Consider the following 22,791-nt stretch of genomic DNA (forward strand, 5'->3'; position numbering starts at 1 on the left):
TATTATCTAGAATAATTTGGAGCTTCTTTGGTAATGGTTACATCATGAGGATGACTCTCATTAATACCAGATGATGTGATTTTCACGAAGCGTCCTGTATCCTTTAAAGTCTCAATGTCTTTGGCTCCACAATAGCCCATTCCAGCTCTTAATCCACCAACAAATTGGTGAATACTTTCAAATAATTCGCCTTTATATGGAACACGACCTACAATACCTTCAGGGACTAATTTTTTGATATCATCTTCAACATCCTGAAAATAACGATCCTTACTTCCTTGTTTCATCGCTTCTACAGATCCCATTCCGCGATACGACTTAAATTTACGACCTTCATATATAATCGTTTCTCCAGGGCTTTCTTTTGTTCCTGCCAATAATGACCCAAGCATAACACTATCTGCTCCAGCTGCAATAGCTTTTGGAATATCTCCTGTATAGCGAATACCTCCATCTGCAATCACCGGAACACCAGAGCCTTTAATCGCTGCTGCCACTTCTAGCACTGCCGAAAATTGTGGGAATCCAACACCTGCAACGACTCTAGTTGTACAAATAGATCCAGGACCAATTCCAACTTTTACCGCATCTGCTCCAGCTTCAACTAAATATTTAGCTGCTTCTCCTGTTGCAATATTTCCAACGATAACTTCGAGATTTGGGAATTTTTCTTTGATCGACTTCAACACCATAACTACGCCTTTTGTATGTCCGTGAGCAGTATCTATAATCACAGCGTCCACTCCTGCTTTAACTAAGGCTGAAGCCCTTTCTACAGCATCACCTGTAACCCCAATTGCTGCAGCTACACGCAATCTTCCGTAAGTATCTTTATTAGCTATTGGTTTTTGAGTGACTTTGGTAATATCTCTAAACGTAATAAGTCCAACTAATTTATAGTCATCATCTACGATTAATAATTTTTCAATTTTATTCTTTTGAAGAATCTCTTCAGCATCCTTCAAAGATGTCCCAACAGCAGAAGTTACTAAGTTTTCACTCGTCATTACCTCAACAATTGGTCTTTCGTTAGCATGCTCAAAACGTAAATCACGATTGGTAACAATTCCTTTTAATGTGCCACTATCATCTACAATAGGAATACCTCCAATTTTGTGCTCGGCCATACTCTGTTTTGCATCTATAACTTTGGCCGTTAATGGTAAGGTTACTGGATCGATAATCATACCGCTTTCGGCACGTTTTACGCGACGTACCTTTTTGGCTTGTTGCTCAATGGTCATGTTTTTATGAAGTACACCAATACCGCCTTCTTGCGCCATAGCAATAGCCATTTTACTTTCGGTAACCGTATCCATAGCAGCAGAAACCACAGGGATATTAATTGTAATGTTACGCGTGAATTTGGTTTGAATATTTACTTCTCTAGGTAAAACCTCTGAAAATGCTGGAACTAATAGTACGTCGTCATAAGTAAGACCTTCTCCAACAATTTTATTTTCGTGTGCTGTCATGATGCAATTACAGTTATAATTGCATGCAAATATACAACTTAAATAGAGAATTATATTAAGACTTTATTAAATCTTAATGAAAAGTACTTCAATTATATTCTAGGGCAACGTCTGCAGTTTGTTTTGCCCTTTTTCTTATACTTTTTACAGCATTTTGATTTCTTATTAACCTCACAATACATGATACATGAAGTGATAATAATAGGAGAACTATCTATAGTTAATTCGTCTTGCATTATTTTAATTTATTCTAAATAAATACAAAATTACAAAAAAAAGACGCCTAAAAAGGCATCTCATTTCATTAAGTTATTAACAGATAGTGCTATTCATTTTCTTGAGCAGCAGCGATGGCATTTATATCTCGATCAAACAGATAATGGCCAGATTTATCATTACCAATAATATTAAGTTTATCGAGCAAAGTTCTTGCCATAGCCTCCTCTTCAAGCTGTTCAGTAACATACCATTGCATAAAATTATGAACGTTATAATCTTTATGCTGTAGACATTCGTAAATAACGTGATTGATTTGCTCGGTTACAAACATTTCACTCTTTAAAAATTGCTCGAAAAGTTCGTTGAGTCCATCATAAGATGCTTTAGGAACATCCAGTGCCGGAATAATGACATTGCCACTTCTTTCATTGACAAATTTCACAAGTTTGGTCATGTGTACGCGTTCTTCTTCAGATTGACTGTAAAAGAAATCTGCTACACCATTATAACCTTTAGCATCTGCCCAAGATGCCATTGCTAAATATTGCATTGAAGCCTGCGCTTCGTATTTAATTTGATTGTTTAATAAGTTTTCTATCGTCGTATTCATTTTGAAAGCTATTTTTTACGAAGATAACTATTTAAGTTTGAAGTACGGACTTAGATCTGGCCAACTGATAAAGAATAATTAATACTGAAACGCTAAATGTTAATGTCATGAGGGTTCCAGAAATCATAACAATATATTTCATCCATATAATGTCTTTCCATAAAAAATAAAGACCTCCAAATGTTAGCACGACAGAAATAAAAGGTTCCACAATTAAGAACATTTTTAATCGTTTTGACAATTTTGCAGTACTCAAAATGAGACCAAGTAAAAAGAAAATAATGGACATTGATAAAATATGGCCATGTACAAGTGTTAGCATTTGCTGTTCATTCTTTTTGAACTTCATCACAGTGGCATCATCATCATCTTCATTACCCAAATACTGTTCTTCAATACCATTGGGATTTGCAGACGATGTTTCTCCAACAAACAACAATCCTGTATAGAAACCAATACTTAATACCACAACAAACGCAGTAATAAGTAATTTAATTTCTTTTGGAAAAGTTGCAAGTATTCCGTTGAGTTGCATTAAAGAATATTTTTAGATTGAAGAATATGTAATGAGCGTAACAAATCGTTAATTGCAGATGTCATTGATCGAACAGAAATAGTGGCTCCAGAAATGGCTACAATATCTTGTTCATATTTTAATTCGTCTTTTGGCGTTTTACCAACAAATTGTCTTAGCCAACGTTTACTTCCAATCTCTCCGCCATATTCTTCTCTATAGATAAGAACTTTAGCTTTTTTTACTGTTAAATCAGGATCTAATAAAATAAGATAATCAAATTGAGCCGTTTTACTTGGCGCTTTTGCTACATAAGCATAGCCTACTATTTTAGCGTCTGATGTAATTGTAAAAAAATTGTCGTCTTCAAATTTCGACGGCAATTCTTTTGCAACCGCTTCATCAATTTGAAATGGTGTAAACTCAAACGTCTCAACATCATAGGTTGACTTTATTTGTTTAAACACCTTTTTTTGAATTTTTTCAGATAATCCAAAAGACAAAAAAAGTGTTGCACATAGCACTATAAAAACCTGTCTCAATTTCATTCTACAAAAGTATTAATTATATATTCTATTTAAGCAACTAAAATGCCAAATAGCTAATGCGAAAAAAGTTTTCGGCATTAGCTATTAGACACTCAAATATTATGTTCTATTTAGAACCATACTCCAATTCCGAAGTTAAGTCTGTTATCAACATCACTATTATCTAAAGCGTTACTTCTAAATTGGTAATCTCCTTTTAATACGACTCCTGGTGCAATATGATAGCTTAAACCAGTTGTTATATCTGTTCTATTGTAAGCATCATTTCTTACCAAATCACCATCTGTATCAGCATGCGTATCATAGTTTTCATAACGAGCAAAAGCAAATAAACGCTGTGCCTTTGTTAAAGGCAATAAGTTATAGGCTACTTCTGCATAATATCCCATCAAAGCACTTCCTAAATCTTTATTTGTTAAGTTGTTATAATCTTCAGTATCACTTAAAGACGCGTAGATAAATTGTCCTCTTGCCGCAAATCTCTTAAACGCATAACGTGCATCAAAACCAACCATGCTTATTCCGATGTTGGTTCCGTCAATATCCTCTATGTCATCTTCAGCTTGTGTTTTCCCAAAGTATCCAGATAAACCAAGACGTAAACCAGGTAAACCATAGTATTCAATTTTAGTAGATAATGTTGGACTATCTACTGTAGATTTGATTGCTTTTTGACGACCTCCACGTAAACCATTACTTCCTTTTAAGAAGCCTGTTACTTCCCCATCACTATTAACTGTAGATTTAAATCCATTAAAAATATATGCCTGATAAGTTAAAGATTGCTCTGGTAAACGTCCAGTAACACCAACACCAATCTCTCTCCATGTTGTTGGAACAATAGCATTGTCTACAGCAGGGCGTTCAACACCGTTATATGTTGTAGGTTCATGATATTCATTAACAATTCCCATTGGTACTAGCATTAAACCTCCTCGTAAACTAACATTATCACCAACAGCATAATTTACAAAGGCCTGCTCTATAAAAACTTCTTCAACATGCTCAAATTCTACTTCTGTAACAAACTGTGTTTTATCGTTAAATCTATATCCAAATAATAATACAAGGCGTTGTACATCTAATTCTCCATTATCGCCTTCTGGTTGATTGTATGTTATTTCACCATAGGCCCCCACAGTAACGGCTTTTCCGTAGTTACCAGATAAAATACGTTGTGCCGCATTTAATTGTTGTTGAGGGTTAAAAGTAATACTATCTTGCGACGTAGGTGTCACCTGAGCTATTGCAGTTGCACTGATTAAAATTGCAAAAAGGGTAAATAGTTTATTCATTTGTTTTTATTTAGACTTGATATAAATAGTTATTGATTTCTGGATGCAAAAATAGAACAGATTTTTACTTACACAAAGTTTATTTAGATTAAATTTAAATAAATTTTATTTTGATAAAATTTCATTTAAAATATTGTCAAAATCTAAATGAAAAAGTGTTCCTTTTAACAAATCGTGAATCCCTCTCAACTCTGTTTTATTTATTGCGAAACTCACTTCGGGACACGGTGTTTGCAGAACAATTGGCCTACATAAGCCATTAGCCTCGCAACCAGAGTATTGCGAAAATTCTTTAAACGCACTATTAATACAATGCGAAAAAGAAATGAGTTCTTCATACCTAAAGTATAAGCCCGTATTTCTAAAAACGAGTTGAATTTTATTAACATCCTTGGCAGCACATCGCTTCCATTGAAAGGCAATTCCGAAATTGTTATAATAAATAGTATTTATATCTTCCATTGGTTATATGATATACTGTTTAAAGCCTGTTGGCTAGTTCAAAAATTTATTAAGGATTGTTCTAATCTCGTCATTGGTGGCATCGTTATCTAAAGCAAATAAATATTGATATAATCGTTTATCATCAACTTTATTTTTTAGTTCAACTTTGCTGTTTTCAGCAAAAACTTTATTCCACTCTTGTCTCACTTTCTTCCAAAGCGCTGTATTTTCTTTCCACCAATCTCTGGCTATTTTACATTCATCGTCTGCTACTTTTTTATAGATATTATAACCTTTCTCTTGTACTAATAGTTCATCCTCTTTTCCTATTTCTCGAATAACCTTATCGTTATCTTGTTCATGCAACCAGCCATAATTTGTAAGCTGTACATTATTCCCTCTAACCATGATATTATAATCATCTCGTTTTGAATATTCGCGTCTTGGAAGCGGAGCATCTATTTTATTTTCCCAGTAATGTTTTCCATCTGCATGAATCCAAGTCGCGGAGCCAGAGTATCGAGGGCTATCATCTACTTGATACACCTTTTGTGTCCATTGTCCCTTAACTTGATCCTTAGAAAGATCTGTCATACTCCAGGTATTTTTAGATTCATAGTTGAAAACTCTTTTATTCTCGAACTCCCAATCTTGGCGCCAATGTTTAACGACCATTGTATCATTAACAATGAGTAAATGCTGAATGCTAACTTTGTCATTTTTATCTTCTACTAACTCCGCCCATTCTAAGGCAGAAGCCCTATAATCATAAGCCTTTTCATAGGCTATATCTGGAGAAAATGTCTCGGCGTACTTAAATTTTATTTCATAACAGCCGCACATTTCTTTAATGGCTTGCTTGTCTTTCTTCTTCTTGCTTTGAGCATTTGCTTGTAACGAAAATGCAATACTTAATAGTGTAAAAATGGCTAATTGTTTCATTTTTAAAGTGTTTGTTTTTGTGATTAAAAAAAAATTGAAATATTCTTATTCTTATTTAGATTGAATTAAAATAACTTATATATTTGCGGCAAATTTAATTAAGAATGATTCTAAATAAAAAATATTTCAGCATTTATTTTTCACTTTTTTTTATAACTCAAATGTTTTCTCAGGAAACAAAAGACACATCACAAGATTCACTGAAAGTAGAAACATTAAATGAAGTCTTCATTTCTGCTACTAGAACTCTTAGGCAATTATCATCACTCCCTCTACCCGCTCAAATTGTGAGCAAAAAGGACATAGAGCGATCTAATTCTATACGTTTAAATGACATTTTAAATGAGCAAACAGGTCTAATAACTGTTCCCGATTTTGGAGGTGGTGAAGGCATACAGTTACAAGGTTTAGACGCGCAATACACTTTAATACTAATAGATGGTGTCCCACTAATTGGTCGATCTGCAGGAACCTTAGATTTAAGCAGGATCTCAGTTGGTAACATCAAACAAATTGAGATCGTAAAAGGGGCATCATCTAGTTTGTATGGCAACGAAGCACTTGGAGGTGTCATCAATATCATTACCGAAAAGCCACGTACTGGTTTTAATGGTTCTATAAATAACCGTTTCGGTAGCTTCAATACAAACGACTTAAGTACGTCTATAAATTATAAAAAGAACAAACTCGGTATTTCAGCTTTCATCAATAGATACAGCAGTGGTGGTTATGATCTCATTGAAAATGATAATCTCAATACTGTCGATCCTTTTCATAACTATACATTCAATACGAAATTTACTTATGACTTTTCTGACGCAATTAACATGTTCGTTTCTGGCAGGTATTACACCCAAAATCAAGATGTTATTGCAACAGAAACTTTGAGAGGAAAAAGTACTATTAAAGAATGGAATACGCATCTTCAGTTAAATCAAACTTACAGTGAAAAATGGAACGGCTACTTGGAGTTCTATGCATCTCGTTATAAAGCCAATGAATATCTCAATGAAAATGATGGCTCTAGATTTAGCAATAGTTTCTTCAATCAATTAATGCTTAGACCTGAATATAGAATAGCATACAATATAAATGAAAATAATGGCTTTATTGCAGGTATAGGCATAACACATGAAAGCTTAAACCGTACTGATTTTACAGAAGCACCTATTTTTAATTCTCCTTATGCTTATCTTCAGTATGATACCAACTTAACAAAACAATTAAACCTTCTTCTTGGCGCTCGATTTGACAATCACAACAAGTACAAATCACAATTTAGTCCGAAAGGAGCAATAAGGTATGTGTTTAACGAGAAACTTGCCTTTAAAGGTTCTATTGGGTATGGTTTTAAAGCACCCGATTTTAGGCAATTATATTTTGACTTTACCAATGCCACAGTAGGATATACCGTACTTGGTTATAATGCTGTTCCAGCTGCCATAACTGCATTAGAAGCTCAAGGCCAAATTGCGAATATCATTGTTCCTATTTCCGAATTTAATAATCAAATCAACCCAGAAAATTCCACGTCTATAAATATTGGAGTGGACTATAAAATTTCGGCCTCAATTACAAGCAATATAAATATGTTTAGGAATAACATTGATAACTTAATAGACACACGAATTATTGCTAATAAAACTAACGGTCAAAATGTCTTTAGCTATTATAATATTAACGAGGTTTACACCCAGGGACTAGAGTTTAACACACATTGGAAACCTAGTAATTTACTAAAAGTATCGGCAGGTTACCAATTGCTTTACGCTAAAGATATTGAAGCTGAAAAGGCCTTTAAAAATGGCGAGGTATTCGCTAGAGATTCACCCACTTCCCCAGCCTTTCAATTAAACAAAAGTGACTATTTCGGTTTATATAATCGCTCTAGGCATATGGCTAATATCAAGCTATTTTATACCATTCCGAAATGGAATTTAGAATCTAATATCAGAACAACTTACAGAAGTAAGTATGGTTTGTTTGATACTAATGGAAATGGGTATTTAGACGATTACGACGACTTTGTCTCTGGGTATACCATTGTAGACCTAGCCTTTAACAAGACGTTCTATAAAAACTATAAACTAGGTCTTGGCATAGACAATCTACTAAACTTCACAGACACTCAAAACATCAGCAATATTGCTGGTCGAATTATATACGGAAAACTTAATATTCAATTTTAATACATAAACAACATGAAAACCATGAACTATTCAAACCAAAACCACCAAATGAACATCATTACTATGAAAAACACATCTATTAGATTTTTAATCTTACTTGCCTTATGTATAGGCATGTCATCATGCAACAGCGATGACGAAAACGGAATGCCTCTATTAGAAATAGAAGCTCAAACAATCACTAATTTACATGCGCCTCAATCTGGTGGACAAGGACAACCTATAACTGGAGAATTTACCAAATTTGATTTCTCAACAGGGCAAACAACAAATAGTAATACAAATTGGGATATAGCATTTAGAGGAACTACAATCATTGTAAATGGAGGTTCATCTTTAGGTACAACTGATGAGCCAACCAGAACAGGTAATGCCGCAGCCTATATTGTAGATGGGACTTTCCCTTCTATCACTGAAGTAGACACGAACTTGTTCATTCAAGATTCTGAATCTGGTTACGCTATAGCTACAGGTAGCGAAAATGGTTGGTATTTTTATAATCCTCAAGCATTTTTAATTACACCAATTGCTGGAAAAATATTAGTCTTTAGAACGCGAGATGGAAAATATGCCAAAGTAGAAATATTAAGCTATTACAAAGATGCTCCCGCTAATCCAAATGCAATGACTGATGAAGGTAGATATTTTACGTTTAACTATGTATATCAACCAAATCTAAATACAACAACGTTCTAATTATGGCCAAATCAATTCGTATTTTATATATCATCTTACGTTTAGTTTTAGGTGGTTTTATGATCTATGGTGGTTTTAAAAAATTTGAAACCCCCAATCCACAACCTGTTGAAGTTGTTCAAAAAGCCCAAAAGTTTACAGTAGCAGAGCATCATAGTACATTACAAAAAGTACTTTATATAAATGGAGCCAAGCAAACCGGTTATTTTTGGCAAGTATTAGGTATATGCGAACTTCTCTTCGGATTCTTATTAATTGCGCAAGGAACTGGTTTTATAGGCGCTTTATTTTTATTACCAATTACATTACATATTTTCTTATTTCATCTGTTTTTAGAGTCAGATGACATTGGAGAGTTGTTACAAACAGGGTTTTTATTTTTAACAAACGTTGTTTTGGTACTCAAAGAAAAAGATAAATGGAAACATTTACTTTGGATAAAGCCCTTATAATTTAAGCCCTTGCATAACTGCGAGGGTTTATTTTTTAATGATAAGCCGTAAAAATTTTCGTCGCTTCGTTATAAGCACTTTCAAAACTCATTGCATTTAAGTCATTGTTCTTTTTTGAAGTAAAATAAGACAATACTTTTTCGGTTGGCATATTACCTGTAAGCTCATCTTTTGCCATAGGACAACCTCCAAAGCCTTGAATAGCGCCATCAAATCGTCTACATCCTGCTTTGTAAGCCGCATCAACCTTTTCAAACCAGGTCGTTGGTGTTGTATGTAAATGTGCTCCAAACTCAATGTCTGGATATTTCGGAATTAAATTTGAAAACAGATAGTCAATACTTTCTGGATTAGAACTACCAATTGTATCACTAAGTGACAAAATCTTAACACCCATATTACTTAAACGCTCAGTCCATTCTCCTACGATATCAACATTCCATGGGTCACCATAAGGATTACCAAATCCCATAGAAATATAAACAACAACTTCTTTATTGTGAGCATTCGCCAAATCTAAAATTTCTGAAAGTGTCACCACAGATTGCGCAATTGTTTTATGTGTATTACGCATTTGAAAGTTTTCTGATATTGAAAACGGATAACCCAAATAATCAATTTCTGAATGTTTACATGCGTCATTTGCTCCTCTAGTATTTGCAATAATGGCGAGCAGTTTACTCTTGGTTTGGCTTAAGTCTAATTGTGACAAAACTTCTGCCGTATCAACCATTTGAGGAATGGCCTTAGGTGAAACAAAACTTCCAAAATCGATTGTGTCAAAACCTACACGTAAAAGAGATTGAATGTATTGTATTTTCTTTTCCGTTGGAATAAAATCCTTAATACCCTGCATGGCATCACGAGGGCATTCAATTATTTTTACTGCTTTGTTCATTTAGCCCAAAGATACTAATTAAGATGGTTTTGAACTTGTTATTTTTCCGAAGTAAAAATGATGATAGCAATACCAACAAACACAACAATTTGCAACCATTTAAGATAGAAGCCAACCCGTTGATGCTTTTTGATATATTCTGAAATTGAACCTGCCAAAAGCGCTATTCCAGAAAAAATTATTGCAGAAACAAACATAAAAAGTAAACCCAAAACGTAAAATTGTACTACTGCACTCATCGTTTCACTAAATAAAAATCCAGGAAAGAAGGCCAAAAAGAAAATAGATACCTTAGGATTGAGTACATTCATTATGAACCCTTGCTTAAATAACTGCGTCATACTTTTCTTCGGAATATTATCGGAGCTCAAACTCAGTTCATCGCTAGACATAAATACCTTATAGGCTAAGTAGATTAAATAGAGAGCTCCTAATAATTTGATTATGAAAAACAAATAATCGTTTTCTTTGATAATTGCCGACACTCCAAAAGCCACCAAAGTTGTATGTACCAAGCATCCTGAGATTAATCCAGCAACCGTTGCCAATCCATATTTTTTGCCATTTACGATACTTTGCATGAGTACATAAATATTATCTGGTCCAGGTGATATTGCCAGCGCAGAAGTGGCTAACATAAATGATATAAGAAGGTCGTAGTTCAGCTTAAGAAAATTTTTATAAAAATAATTAAAATTTAGTGTAAGTAATGGGCATATATTTCCGACTTAACGATATAAATAAAAAACTACATCACTATGAAAAAAATTACTTTAGCTTTAAAATCTTTATGCACACTATCTTTATTGCTCGTCACTTCGGCTGTTTTTGCACAGTCAACAGCGAGCTATAATATTACGTTTAGCAGTAATTGGGCAACTGAAACCGCAGATCCTGTTAAAGGGAATAGTACAACAGCCATTCCAGGAAATGCGCACTGGTCTAATTTAGTTGGCGCAACTCACAACAGCAACTATACTATGGTTGAAATGGGAACTCTAGCTTCTGTTGGTATTAAAAATGTTGCCGAATTTGGGGCTAATACCGCTTTAATGACAGAAGTTAATAATGAACCAAATGCAAATCAATGGCTACAACAAGGATTTTCTCCTTTTGCTGCTATAAGTTCTGCTACATTAAGCAACGTTGTTGTAAGTTCAGATTATCCACTTTTGAGTTTAGTATCTATGATTGCTCCAAGCCCAGATTGGATGATTGCTATAAATAGCATCAATCTTAGAGATGGCAATACTTGGAGAAACGAAATCATTTTGGATTTATTCCCATATGATGCTGGTACTGATAGTGGAGCTACCTATACAGCTGGTGACCAACCAACAACACCAAGTTTTGTACCTGTATCTTCATTAATAAATGTGAGCCCGTTTAATGATAAACCTATCGGAACGATGACGATCACTTTAAATCAGGTTCTAAGTGTTGATGAGGCAGATATCAATCAAGTGGTTTTATTTCCTAATCCGTCTAGTGATGGTATCTTTAATATCAACACAAAACGTAGCAATGCCTTGAAAGAAGCTACCGTCTATGATATATTAGGTAAGAGCGTATCTCACATAGAAAATAAAAATTCTGACGATCAGGTTCGTATGGATCTAAGTGAATTAAACAATGGAATTTATTTGGTACGATTGGTTCTTGAAGATGGTTCAGAATCTACAAAGAAAGTAGTGATCAACTAAAAGACAAACTGCATTTCATCGGTTAATTTTGGTGTTTTGTCGATTTTTTGATATGTTTACCGCATATTTAACCTACTAATTTTGTTATGAAAAAGGGAGTCCCAATTAAAAAGTCACTTTTACTTTTAACTTTGTTCTGTTGTATTTTTAACGCAATGGCGCAACACGATGAACAATGTGGAACGGTATTTACCGCAGAATCAGAATCTTATTTTAAAAAGCTATTACCAGAAGTAAGACAGTACGAAGCTGAATATTTCCAAAAAGTAGCTCAAGGGCGTTCGTCCACAGCTATAAGTTCTGTGCCAATCAAAGCACATATTATTAGAAATACCGATGGTACTGGCGGACTTACAGCAGCTCAGTTAAATGCTGCAATAGCCAACATGAATGCGTTTTACGCCAATGCCTTATTAGAATTCTTTTTATGTGATGGTATTAACTATATAGACGATTCGAATTATTTCGACTACGAAACAAATCAGGAAGCCGCACTTACAGGTGCAAATAATGTTAGCAATGTTATTAATATTTATTTTGCTAATACCGTTGTAAGCAGTCAATCTGGAGGAGGGTTATGTGGTTATGCCTATTTCCCTGGTGGTCCAGAGACGATTTTAATGAATAACAATTGTGCCACTAATGGTAGTACTTTACCTCATGAAATGGGTCATTTCTTTGCCTTATCTCATACACATGGACCAACGAATGGTGCACAAACTACAGAACTCGTAGATGGTTCGAATTGCGATACCGATGGCGACTTTATTTGTGATACACCAGCAGATCCTCAATTGGGTTATGGAAACGTCACCTCTTCATGTAACTATGTTGGAGGTGCAACAGATGCCAATGGAGATTCTTTTGTTCCTGCCCCAAGAAACATAATGTCTTACTCTCGTAAAGAGTGTCGTGACGAGTTCTCTCCGCAGCAATATGCTCGTATATATGGAATTTATCAAGCCTCGCGAGCGGCTATGGCTTGTCCTAGTTTTAATGTTGATATTGCCTCAACCTTTACAAGAGATTGTAGCAGTACTTTAGATGTAGATTTTACAGACAATAGTATTGGTGCAACCTCATGGGAATGGGATGTTGATGGTGATGACATCGTAGATTATACAACTCAAAATCCATCACACATGTATACTAATGCTGGCGCATATGATGTAACACTTACAATTTCAAATGGATCAAGTTCTTTAACAAAAGTCTATCAAGAATATATAGAAGTTGGAGGCGAAGACATATCTACTACAGAAATCGTCTTAACGCTAGTTACAGATGATTGGCCAGCCGAAACTTCATGGAATTTAAAAGATAGTAACGGAATCGCGTTATACTCCAGTCCAACATATACTGAAGGCATAGATGATTTCCAAACATTCACTGAAAACTTCGTTGTGGCCACAAATGAATGTTATACATTTGAAATCATTGATAGTTATGGCGATGGTATTTGTTGTGCCTCTGGTGCAGGATCATATACATTAACAACTTTAGAAGGTAGTACAATTATTACTGGAGGAGCTTATGGCTCTGGTGAACTTACCTATATGGCAAACAATGCTTTAAGTGTAGATGATTACTTTGATAACAACAAAGTGTCGGTGTATCCAAATCCTACAACTAATGTCTTAAATATAGAATTAGCAAACACTAATAATTTACCCGATGCTTACACAATTTACAATGTGTTAGGGCAAGTAGTGACCACTAAAGCAATTGCTCAAATGGATGATTTGAGTATCCCGACTGAACGTTTTAGTGAAGGTGTATATTACTTAAAAGTAACTAAAGGCACAAGTTCTAATACGATTCCTTTTATTAAAAACTAAGGGATAACTCAACTATAAAAAAAGCGAATTGATTGGTTTCAATTCGCTTTTTTTATGAGTGCTTTATTAATCTTCTTTATCAACCTAGGGCCTTCGTATATAAAGCCTGTATAGATTTGTACCAAATCTGCTCCTGCCTCAATCTTATCGAGTGCATCTTGTGCAGAATGAATACCTCCTACTCCAATTATAGGAAATGCTTTTTGGCTTTTTTCAGATAAATACTTTATAACTTGCGTAGATTTTGCTTTAATAGGTTGCCCGCTTAATCCTCCGTTTCCAATTTCAGTAAGTCGTTCATTAGACGCTTTTAAACCCGATCTGTCTATAGACGTATTGCTCGTAATAACCCCATCTAATTTGGTTTCATTTACAAGTGCTATGATTTCGTCTAGTTGATTATTATTTAAGTCTGGAGCAATTTTTAGTAAGATGGGTTTTTGTTTGTCAAATTTGACATTTGCTTTTTGCACTTCGGAAATAAGTTCTAGTAAGTAATCCTTGTCATTTAATTTGGCATGACTTCCAACATTTGGACAACTTACATTAAGAACAAAATAATCTACATAAGGATGTAACCCATTAAAACACTCTAAGTAATCCTCTGTATAATCTTCAGGTTTTGTATTTGTGTTTTTGCCAATATTTCCACCAATAATGAGCTTACCTTTATTCTTCTTTAATTGAGAGACAGCGGCCTCTAATCCTTCATTGTTAAAGCCCATTCTATTGATGATCCCTTGATCACCCTTTAACCGAAAGAGTCGTTTTTTAGGGTTGCCTACTTGACCTTTAGGCGTTACTGTTCCTATTTCAATAAAACCAAAACCAAAATTGGCGAGCTCGTTGTACAACACGGCATTTTTATCAAATCCGGCAGCAAGTCCTACAGGGTTTTTAAATTTCAAGCCAAATAATTCGCGCTCCAAACGTTTATCACTAACGACATACAAACTTCTAAAAATCGACGTCATGCCAGGGATTTTGGAAAAATTTCGAATTAATGAAAAGGTAAAATGGTGTACTTTTTCTGGATCAAAAGAAAATAATAGTGGTCTTAGCAAAAGCTTATACATAGGAAATCTTTTCTGGTGCAAAAATACTACAGATTTTGAATATAATCGCTAACTTTCGCTTGATTAATTATGCATCAGTATTTTAATCAACATTTAAACTTATTTTAAACTATATGATTACCAAAGAAGATATTACGAAACGTTTTATTAGTTACGTTACTGTAGATACCGAATCTGATCCAAAAAGTGACACCACACCAAGTACTGCCAAACAATGGGATTTAGCTAATGCATTGGTTAAAGAACTCATTTCTATAGGAATGACAGATGTGAGTATAGACGACAATGCTTATATTATGGCAACTTTGCCAAGTAACGTTGAACACGAAGTACCAACCATAGGTTTTATTTCTCATTTTGATACATCTCCAGATTTTACTGGTGCCAATGTTAAACCAAGAGTTATAGAAAACTATGATGGCAAAGATATTCTCCTTAATGAAGAAGCTAATATTGTACTCTCTCCAAGTTATTTTGAAGATTTATTACTCTATGTTGGTCAGACTTTAATTGTGACTGATGGTACAACACTTTTAGGCGCTGATGATAAAGCTGGAATTACAGAAATTGTCTCGGCAATGGAATATTTAATTCAACATCCAGAAATTAAACATGGTGACATAAAGGTTGGGTTTACGCCAGACGAGGAAATAGGTCGTGGGGCTCATAAATTTGATGTTGAAAAGTTTGGGGCAGATTGGGCTTATACGATGGATGGTAGTGAAATTGGAGAATTGGAATATGAAAACTTCAATGCTGCTGGAGCAAAAGTAACTGTTAAAGGTAAAATTGTACATCCTGGATACGCCAAAGGAAAAATGGTAAATTCTATGTATATAGCTACAGAATTTATTAACGCTCTGCCAAGAATGGAAACACCAGAACACACGGAAGGTTATCAAGGTTTTTTCCATTTATATAGTATTGAAGGTAAGGTTGAAGAAACCGTTTTACAGTACATTATTAGAGACCATGACAAAGCGCATTTTGAAGCAAGAAAAGAAGTTATGGAAAAACTAACTTACGATATTAACACGCAATACGAGCGTGAGGTTGTTACTATAGATATTAAAGATCAATACTTTAATATGAAAGAAAAGGTAGAACCAGTAATGCATATTGTTGATATTGCTGAAGAAGCTATGAAACAACTACATATTGAACCATTAATTAAACCCATTAGAGGCGGAACAGATGGTTCTCAATTGAGTTATATGGGATTACCTTGCCCTAATATTTTTGCAGGCGGTCATAATTTCCATGGGCGTTATGAATACGTTCCAGTAGAAAGTATGATTAAGGCAACCGAAGTCATATGCAAAATTGCAGAGTTAACTGCCGAAAAGGCGAGATAAATAATAATTTTATTTTGGTATGAATTCGGAACAATTAGTAAACATCTGGTTTGAAAAATGGAATTCTGGTGATTTTATGAACCTACCAATTACAGATAGTTTTGAGCATACTAGCCCTTTTGGAATAGTAAAAGGGAAAAAGGCATATATTGATTTAATAAAGGAAAAGGAAAAGGAAAATGAAACTAAATTCTTGGGGTATTCTTTTGAATTGCAAGACACTTTATATAAATTAGAAAGTGCCTGCGTACATTATACGGCAAGACAAGGACCTGATTTTTGTTTGGACGTTAGCGAATGGTATTATTTTAAGAATAACCTTATAGATAAGGTCATTGCCTACTATCATATTGGAGACATTCGAGAAGAAAGATTATATAAAAGCTAAGCACTATGAAAAAAATTCATTCGGTAGAAGAGTATATAGAAGAGAATCCGCACTTTGCAGAAGAACTTACGATACTTCGTAACATCATTAATGATACAGAGCTTGAAGAAACGGTTAAATGGAGCATGCCCACTTATTGTCTTAGTGGAAAAAACGTTTTGGGTATTGGTGCCTTTAAAAATCATTTCTGCTTATGGTTTCACCAAGGGGTCTTTTTAAAAGACGAGCATAACCTCCTTATCAATGCTCAAGAGAATAAAACCAAAGCGTTGCGACAAATGCGATTTGATTCTAAAGCAGACATTAATAAAGCTGCCGTTTTAAACTATGTAAAAGAGTCTATTGAAAACCAACGTTTAGGAAAAGAAATAAAGCCAGTACGCAAAGCTAAAGACGTGATTATTCCTACGGAATTAGAGGTGGCATTTAAAGGAAATTCTCAATTGGACTCCAGTTTTAAAACCTTAACGCCAGGAAAACAGCGAGAATATTGCGAATACATAGCCGAAGCTAAAAGAGAGGCGACTAAACAATCGCGATTAGAAAAAATAACACCAATGATTATTCAAGGTGTTGGGCTCAATGACAAGTATAAAAACTGCTAAGAATAAATAAAAAAACTCCGAAAGTAACTTTCGGAGTTTTTTTATTGTTGTAATAGTATATTCTATTTTGTGGTTGCTGGAGCGTTTAGTTTTCTACTAATTTCCATTGAAATTGCAGAACGTTCAAACTTAATTTTACCAGCCAATGTTTCGATAACACAGCTATTGTCCTTATCGTTAAGGTCAACTACTTTACCATGCATACCGCTTTTTGTTACAACCTTATCACCTCTTTTTAATCCTGCAGCAAACGCTTTTTCTTGTTTTGCTCGTTTCATTTGCGGTGCAATCATAAAAAAGTACACCACAGCAAACATTAAAATAAAAGGTAAAAAATCTCCAATTGATCCCATAAATTATTTCCCTACAGGTTTAATTGATGCAGAACCAGCTTTTTTAGATGCTGCGTTTGGATCTGGTTGAACAAAAGCCTTAATCTTAACTATTTCAGAACCCTTTTCAGTGTTTGTAGTTAATGTAATTGATTTTTGCACTTGGTTTGTTCCTTTTCCGTTAAACTTAACAGTAAATTCAGCAGATTCACCTGGTGCTAAAGGATCTCTGTTCCAATCTGATGGTACAGTACATCCACAAGTACTTTTGATATTACTTACAACTAAAGGTGTTTTACCTGTGTTAGTGTATTTAAATTTCGTTTCAACTGCAGTACCATTAACTATTGTACCAAAGTCATGTTCAGTTTCATCAAAAGAAATTACTGGATAATCTTGAGAGCTTGCATCTCTTTCGGCAGCAGCAGCTACATTATCAGAATTAATCTTTGCTGTTGCATCTTCTTTACAAGATGTGAACGCTACTAAACATAATGCGCTTAACGCTAAAATTGTTTTTTTCATTGCTATGATTTTTAAATTATTGTTGATTCGAGAAGCCAAATGTACTAATTATTTCATCTAATTAAAATTTTTAGTGCATTTTCAAACAAAACATTAACAGTCTATTGCCTATAAAACCTAGAAAGTTAGAGTAGACCTCGCCCAACTTTGTTAAGTTTTCCTTCTAATGTATACTCTTTAATAATTTTATCTAAAATTCCATTAATAAAGTTACTACTCTTTGGTGTTGAATATTCTTTAGCTATTTCCAAATACTCATTAATAGTTACTTTTACAGGTATAGACGGGAACTTTTGAAATTCACAAATGGCCATTTGCATTAATACTGTATCTATTTGAGTGATACGCTCAGCATCCCAATTCTTCGTTTTTGTAGCGATTTCATCATTAAAACCAGACTGGTTTAAAGTCGTTTTCTTTAACAATTCTAGTCCAAAATCGCGATCTTCTAAATCCTTGAATAATTTAGGGGAAAAGAATTTTCCTTCTGAAGACCTCTTTACTTTCTTAAGTAACTTTAAAATCGCTGTGTTGACCACAGGGAGATCATCGAGCCAAGTAATACGTTTATCTTCAAAATAGTCATATAACTTGTCGTTTGGAGCAACTATTTCTGTAAACATGTCTATAATGAAATTCTTGTCCTCATTAAATGTAGACGTTTTGGTAGACATATAATCTTTATATAAATCACTATCTAAAATAGTTTTAAAGATGACATCTATATATTCAAAATCTAAATACCATGGATTTTCCTTTTGATTTTCAATACGTTCATTTAAGATCTCATTGGCTCCTAAAATAGCCAACACTTCATTGTTAACAAATTTGGCATTAGGATTTTTCTCTTCGTGAGTAGCGAGTAACTTTTGTTGTGTTTTCTCTAATCGATCTTTCGATTTTTTATGAACTTCAATAAGTAATGATAGCTGAGCTAAAAACAGATCATACATGCTATCTAGACTTTTCAGAAGAAATTTTTCATTGGATTTGATGTTATCACTTTCGCTACCTTTTGAAGCGTAAAGTGTTTGCATAACTTTAATACGAATGTGTCGTCTATTTAACATGGTTCCAAAGAGCTAAAAATTAACAAAGCGAAAGAAATATATCTTTCGCTTTGCAAAAATACTATTATTTTAAATTTAGAGAAATATTTAAACAGGGATTTAAACTATTTTCTTTGTTCTTTTTTTCTTGTAGCTATACGTTCTTTCGCTATAGTTAATGCTGATACATTTGTTGTCACATTATTTTGTCTAGCACCTTCAAAAATTTCTAAAGTCGTATTATAGATATTTTCAGTTTTACGTATAATTTCTTGTTTTCCGTAGTTTTCTAACTCGGCATAAACATTAATGATTCCTCCTGCATTAATCAAAAAGTCTGGTGCATATAAAATTCCTCTTTCTTGGAGTAATATTCCATGTTTTGACTCATCTGCTAATTGATTATTGGCTGCTCCAGCGATAATATCGGCTTGTAATTTATTAATAGTACTATCATTAATTGTTGCTCCCAATGCACAAGGTGCATAAATATCCATAGCTTCACTATAAATATCATCTCCTCTGTAAATGGTAACATCATATTTTGAACGTACTTCTTCTAAACGTTCTTCATTAATATCTGCTATTGTTACTTTAGCGCCTTCATTTGTTAAATGTTCTACCAGAGACTCTCCTACGTGTCCTATACCTTGAACAAATACAGACTTATCTTCTAGAATTTCACTTCCATATTTAAATTTGGCCGCAGCTTTCATTCCCATAAAAACTCCATAGGCTGTAATTGGAGACGGGTTTCCTGCTCCTCCTTTACTTTCTGAAATCCCAGTAACATAAGGCGTTACTTCTCTTACTGTATCCATATCGGCTGTAGTCATCCCTACATCCTCTGCTGTGATATATCGGCCACTTAATGAATGTACAAACTCACCAAATTTCTTCATTAATTCTGGTGTTTTTTGGGTCTTGGCATCACCAATAATAACCGCTTTTCCTCCACCTAGATTGAGTCCGGTTATTGCCGATTTAAATGTCATCCCTCTAGACAATCGCAATACATCATTTAGGGCCTCCCACTCGTTATTATAAGCCCACATTCTTGTTCCTCCAAGTGCAGGTCCCAAAACTGTATTATGTATACCAATTATTGCTTTTAATCCAGTATCTTTGTCGTTGCAAAAAACAATTTGCTCGTGATTATCGAAAGATAATTGTCCAAAAACTGGATCTATTTTAGAAAGTTCCTTTGAACTTATAACGTCTGATGTCATTTGAATTGTAGATTAAATCTATTTTAAATTATACGTAAAATAGCGTGCAAAAATAACTCAATATTGGAGTATTAGCAAAAATTAAGACGTTAAAATGTCAAATTCCTAAAAATCAAGGGTCAAAATAAGAGATGAAAGAACTCAAACATATTAATAAGTACTTCTATAAGTATCGTAGTAGACTCCTATTAGGTATATTAATTACTATTGGTGCAAAAATATTTGCGCTCTTTATCCCTCAACTTTTGGGTAAAGCCATTACTATTATTTCCAAAACTTCAAAAGGAGAAATTAGCCAAGAGGCTTTCAAAGCAGAATTAACCCCTATTATTTTATATATCATTGGTGCAGCTGTTATAACTGGTTTGTTTACGTTTTTAATGCGCCAAACAATTATTAATGTCTCGAGATATATTGAATACGATTTAAAAAACGAAGTATATCAACAGTATCAAAACTTGTCATTAAATTTTTATAAAGCCAACAGAACTGGAGATTTAATGAATAGAATTAGTGAAGATGTTGGTAAGGTACGTATGTATTGTGGACCAGCGATTATGTATACTATAAATACAGTTACATTGTTTATAGTTGCCCTTATTTATATGCTTAGTGTAGCTCCAAAACTCACGCTATATACCGTTTTACCATTACCAATTTTGTCGTTTATTATATATAAACTCAGTAAAGTTATCAATAAGCGCAGTCGTATTGTTCAAGAATATTTATCACATTTATCTACATATACACAAGAATCATTTAGTGGTATTTCTGTAATTAAGTCTTACGGTCTCGAAAAAAGTAATTACGACGAATTTAATACACTTTCCGAAGAGAGTAAACGAAAGCAAATTGATTTAACTAAAGTTCAAGCTTTATTCTTTCCATCTATGATTTTACTTATTGGTGTGAGTAACATTTTGGTGGCTTATGTTGGTGGTATGCAATATATAAATGGAGAAATTAAAGACATAGGTACTATAGCAGAATTTCTTATCTATGTAAATATGCTTACCTGGCCTGTGGCAACTGTTGGTTGGGTAACCAATTTGGTGCAACAAGCAGAAGCCTCTCAAAAGCGTATTAATGAATTTTTAAAGCAAGAGCCTGAAATAAAAAATAAAAACACAATGGCCTCTCATATTAAAGGAGATATTGTATTTAATAATGTGACGTATACATTTCCAGACACAAATATTAGGGCACTCGATAAGGTGAGTTTTACAATCAAAAAAGGTGAAACCCTCGCCATATTAGGAAAAACCGGTTCGGGAAAATCAACTATTCTTGATTTGATTGGAAGGTTATATGATGTCCAAGAAGGATCAATCTCTATTGACGGTATAACCATAGATCAAATACACCTAAATAGTTTAAGAGATCATATAGGATACGTCCCTCAGGATGCTTTTTTATTTTCAGACACCATTGAAAACAACATCAAATTTGGAAAAGAAAACGCTAGCAAAGAAGAAATGATTGCTGCGGCCAAACATGCTGATGTTCATAAAAATATTTTAAATTTCACCGAAGGCTATCAAACCAAGCTAGGTGAGCGTGGTATTACATTATCTGGTGGGCAAAAACAGCGTATCTCAATTGCAAGAGCAATTATTAAGGCTCCTGAAATTATGTTATTTGATGATTGTTTGTCGGCGGTTGATACAGAAACTGAAGAAAAAATTCTTAATAGTCTTCGTAAAATATCTGAAGGTAAAACAACCATAATTGTGAGTCATCGCGTGTCTTCTGCTAAAGATGCAGATAAGATTATCGTTCTTGAAGATGGTAAAATTATTCAAAACGGAACTCATGAATCGTTAGTAAACACAGATGGTTACTACAAAGAGCTCTACTTAAAACAACTCAGCACAAAAGAATTATAATTTTTGTTGTTTACTAATCTTTTTTTTTAGATTTTTGATGCACAATCAAACAAAAAAATAAAAAATTAGCTATGAGTGATCACGGAATGATGGAAAAAGAGGAAATTTTTTCAAAAGTATTACGAGCAGGAAGAAGAACCTACTTTTTTGATGTTAGAGCAACTAAAGCTGGAGATTATTACCTTACCATCACAGAAAGTAAAAAATTTACTAACGATGACGGGTCGTTTCACTACAAAAAACACAAAATCTATCTGTACAAAGAAGACTTTTCTGAGTTTAATGAGATTTTGAGAGAAATGACCGATTACATAATCGCTGAGAAGGGAGACGAAGTGATTAGTGAACGCCATCAAAAAGATTTTAAAAAAGAAGACTATTCGTCATCTAACAATGATGCAATAGAAAGTAATGAGTCTTCAACAGATTCGGATTCTGCCGAAAAGTTTACAGACATCAATTTTGAGGACATATAAGAGCCTCTTTTGTTAAATTATACTAAACCACTACTTTATCAGTAGTG

24 protein-coding genes are annotated in these 22,791 nt (G+C 34.0%); 10 read left to right on the top strand and 14 right to left on the bottom strand.

Going from position 1 to position 22,791, the window contains the following annotated elements:
• Positions 1 to 2: 2 nt before the first annotated feature.
• The 7 genes from guaB to Q0787_RS18250 all read right to left on the bottom strand — a co-directional run bounded on the left by guaB (position 3) and on the right by Q0787_RS18250 (position 6,047).
• Positions 3 to 1,475, bottom strand: a complete 1,473-nt coding sequence (guaB, locus tag Q0787_RS18220) for an IMP dehydrogenase (protein ID WP_298904553.1) — start codon at positions 1,473 to 1,475, stop codon at positions 3 to 5.
• Between the two features lie 325 nt (positions 1,476 to 1,800).
• Complete coding sequence (locus Q0787_RS18225) at positions 1,801 to 2,304, bottom strand: ferritin (RefSeq protein ID WP_298904555.1); 504 nt, start codon at positions 2,302 to 2,304, stop codon at positions 1,801 to 1,803.
• 31 nt (positions 2,305 to 2,335) lie between these two features.
• A complete protein-coding gene (locus Q0787_RS18230) occupies positions 2,336 to 2,839 on the bottom strand; it encodes a hypothetical protein (RefSeq protein ID WP_298904557.1) in 504 nt (167 codons plus the stop codon).
• A complete protein-coding gene (locus Q0787_RS18235) occupies positions 2,839 to 3,366 on the bottom strand; it encodes an FMN-binding protein (RefSeq protein WP_298904559.1) in 528 nt (175 codons plus the stop codon). Before Q0787_RS18235 ends, Q0787_RS18230 begins: the two co-directional genes overlap by 1 nt.
• Before the next feature lie 110 nt (positions 3,367 to 3,476).
• A complete protein-coding gene (locus Q0787_RS18240) occupies positions 3,477 to 4,661 on the bottom strand; it encodes a hypothetical protein (protein ID WP_298904561.1) in 1,185 nt (394 codons plus the stop codon).
• Positions 4,662 to 4,766: 105 nt separating this feature from the next.
• A complete protein-coding gene (locus tag Q0787_RS18245; protein WP_298904563.1) occupies positions 4,767 to 5,123 on the bottom strand; it encodes a hypothetical protein in 357 nt (118 codons plus the stop codon).
• A gap of 33 nt (positions 5,124 to 5,156) precedes the next feature.
• Positions 5,157 to 6,047, bottom strand: a complete 891-nt coding sequence (locus tag Q0787_RS18250) for a DUF6607 family protein (RefSeq protein WP_298904566.1) — start codon at positions 6,045 to 6,047, stop codon at positions 5,157 to 5,159.
• A gap of 104 nt (positions 6,048 to 6,151) precedes the next feature.
• On the opposite strand from Q0787_RS18250, the gene Q0787_RS18255 reads away from it, so the two are divergent.
• The 3 genes from Q0787_RS18255 to Q0787_RS18265 are packed head-to-tail and all read left to right on the top strand — an operon-like array spanning position 6,152 to position 9,384.
• Positions 6,152 to 8,236 (top strand): TonB-dependent receptor, encoded by a 2,085-nt coding sequence (locus Q0787_RS18255; protein ID WP_298904569.1) that lies wholly within the window; start codon positions 6,152 to 6,154, stop codon positions 8,234 to 8,236.
• Positions 8,237 to 8,284: 48 nt separating this feature from the next.
• Positions 8,285 to 8,932 carry an HmuY family protein gene (locus Q0787_RS18260; protein ID WP_298904572.1) on the top strand — a complete coding sequence of 216 codons (648 nt, stop codon included), beginning with the start codon at positions 8,285 to 8,287 and terminating at the stop codon, positions 8,930 to 8,932.
• A gap of 2 nt (positions 8,933 to 8,934) precedes the next feature.
• Positions 8,935 to 9,384: a DoxX family membrane protein gene (locus Q0787_RS18265; RefSeq protein WP_298904575.1), complete on the top strand. Its 450-nt coding sequence runs from the start codon at positions 8,935 to 8,937 to the stop codon at positions 9,382 to 9,384.
• Between the two features lie 34 nt (positions 9,385 to 9,418).
• Here the strand turns inward: Q0787_RS18265 and Q0787_RS18270 are convergent, their stop codons facing one another.
• Together Q0787_RS18270 and Q0787_RS18275 are read right to left on the bottom strand one after the other, a co-directional pair.
• A complete protein-coding gene (locus Q0787_RS18270; protein ID WP_298904578.1) occupies positions 9,419 to 10,282 on the bottom strand; it encodes a hydroxymethylglutaryl-CoA lyase in 864 nt (287 codons plus the stop codon).
• A 38-nt stretch (positions 10,283 to 10,320) separates the two neighbouring features.
• A complete protein-coding gene (locus Q0787_RS18275) occupies positions 10,321 to 10,920 on the bottom strand; it encodes a LysE family translocator (RefSeq protein ID WP_298904581.1) in 600 nt (199 codons plus the stop codon).
• Positions 10,921 to 11,040: 120 nt separating this feature from the next.
• Between Q0787_RS18275 and Q0787_RS18280 the strand changes: the two genes are divergently transcribed.
• Positions 11,041 to 11,985: a spondin domain-containing protein gene (locus Q0787_RS18280; RefSeq protein WP_298904584.1), complete on the top strand. Its 945-nt coding sequence runs from the start codon at positions 11,041 to 11,043 to the stop codon at positions 11,983 to 11,985.
• 86 nt (positions 11,986 to 12,071) lie between these two features.
• On the top strand, positions 12,072 to 13,823 hold the full coding sequence (locus Q0787_RS18285; protein WP_298904587.1) for a T9SS type A sorting domain-containing protein: 1,752 nt from the start codon (positions 12,072 to 12,074) through the stop codon (positions 13,821 to 13,823).
• Between the two features lie 38 nt (positions 13,824 to 13,861).
• Here Q0787_RS18285 and Q0787_RS18290 read toward each other — a convergent pair whose 3' ends face one another.
• Positions 13,862 to 14,899, bottom strand: a complete 1,038-nt coding sequence (locus tag Q0787_RS18290) for a quinone-dependent dihydroorotate dehydrogenase (RefSeq protein ID WP_298904590.1) — start codon at positions 14,897 to 14,899, stop codon at positions 13,862 to 13,864.
• Between the two features lie 113 nt (positions 14,900 to 15,012).
• Here Q0787_RS18290 and pepT point away from each other — a divergent pair, with 113 nt between their 5' ends.
• From pepT to Q0787_RS18305, 3 genes are read left to right on the top strand one after another with little or no spacing between them, the layout of a single operon-like run.
• Complete coding sequence (gene pepT / locus Q0787_RS18295) at positions 15,013 to 16,254, top strand: peptidase T (protein WP_298904593.1); 1,242 nt, start codon at positions 15,013 to 15,015, stop codon at positions 16,252 to 16,254.
• A 19-nt stretch (positions 16,255 to 16,273) separates the two neighbouring features.
• Positions 16,274 to 16,642 carry a hypothetical protein gene (locus Q0787_RS18300; protein ID WP_298904596.1) on the top strand — a complete coding sequence of 123 codons (369 nt, stop codon included), beginning with the start codon at positions 16,274 to 16,276 and terminating at the stop codon, positions 16,640 to 16,642.
• Positions 16,643 to 16,647: 5 nt separating this feature from the next.
• The gene (locus Q0787_RS18305) at positions 16,648 to 17,247 is read left to right on the top strand and encodes a DUF1801 domain-containing protein (RefSeq protein ID WP_298904599.1); all 600 of its coding nucleotides are present in this window, start codon (positions 16,648 to 16,650) and stop codon (positions 17,245 to 17,247) included.
• Between the two features lie 62 nt (positions 17,248 to 17,309).
• On the opposite strand, the gene yajC is transcribed toward Q0787_RS18305, so the two are convergent.
• The 4 genes from yajC to Q0787_RS18325 all read right to left on the bottom strand — a co-directional run bounded on the left by yajC (position 17,310) and on the right by Q0787_RS18325 (position 20,382).
• Positions 17,310 to 17,600: a preprotein translocase subunit YajC gene (gene yajC / locus Q0787_RS18310; protein WP_298904602.1), complete on the bottom strand. Its 291-nt coding sequence runs from the start codon at positions 17,598 to 17,600 to the stop codon at positions 17,310 to 17,312.
• Between the two features lie 3 nt (positions 17,601 to 17,603).
• Positions 17,604 to 18,104, bottom strand: a complete 501-nt coding sequence (locus tag Q0787_RS18315; RefSeq protein WP_298904605.1) for a DUF1573 domain-containing protein — start codon at positions 18,102 to 18,104, stop codon at positions 17,604 to 17,606.
• Between the two features lie 125 nt (positions 18,105 to 18,229).
• Complete coding sequence (gene nusB / locus Q0787_RS18320) at positions 18,230 to 19,141, bottom strand: transcription antitermination factor NusB (RefSeq protein ID WP_298904606.1); 912 nt, start codon at positions 19,139 to 19,141, stop codon at positions 18,230 to 18,232.
• A 137-nt stretch (positions 19,142 to 19,278) separates the two neighbouring features.
• Complete coding sequence (locus Q0787_RS18325) at positions 19,279 to 20,382, bottom strand: Glu/Leu/Phe/Val dehydrogenase (RefSeq protein WP_298904609.1); 1,104 nt, start codon at positions 20,380 to 20,382, stop codon at positions 19,279 to 19,281.
• A gap of 131 nt (positions 20,383 to 20,513) precedes the next feature.
• On the opposite strand from Q0787_RS18325, the gene Q0787_RS18330 reads away from it, so the two are divergent.
• Together Q0787_RS18330 and Q0787_RS18335 are read left to right on the top strand one after the other, a co-directional pair.
• The gene (locus Q0787_RS18330; RefSeq protein WP_298904613.1) at positions 20,514 to 22,268 is read left to right on the top strand and encodes an ABC transporter ATP-binding protein; all 1,755 of its coding nucleotides are present in this window, start codon (positions 20,514 to 20,516) and stop codon (positions 22,266 to 22,268) included.
• A 71-nt stretch (positions 22,269 to 22,339) separates the two neighbouring features.
• On the top strand, positions 22,340 to 22,744 hold the full coding sequence (locus Q0787_RS18335) for a PUR family DNA/RNA-binding protein (protein WP_298904614.1): 405 nt from the start codon (positions 22,340 to 22,342) through the stop codon (positions 22,742 to 22,744).
• The last annotated feature ends 47 nt before the right edge of the window (positions 22,745 to 22,791 follow it).

The organism is uncultured Psychroserpens sp. (assembly GCF_947492715.1).
In the GTDB taxonomy this organism is placed as follows: Bacteria; Bacteroidota; Bacteroidia; order Flavobacteriales; family Flavobacteriaceae; genus Psychroserpens.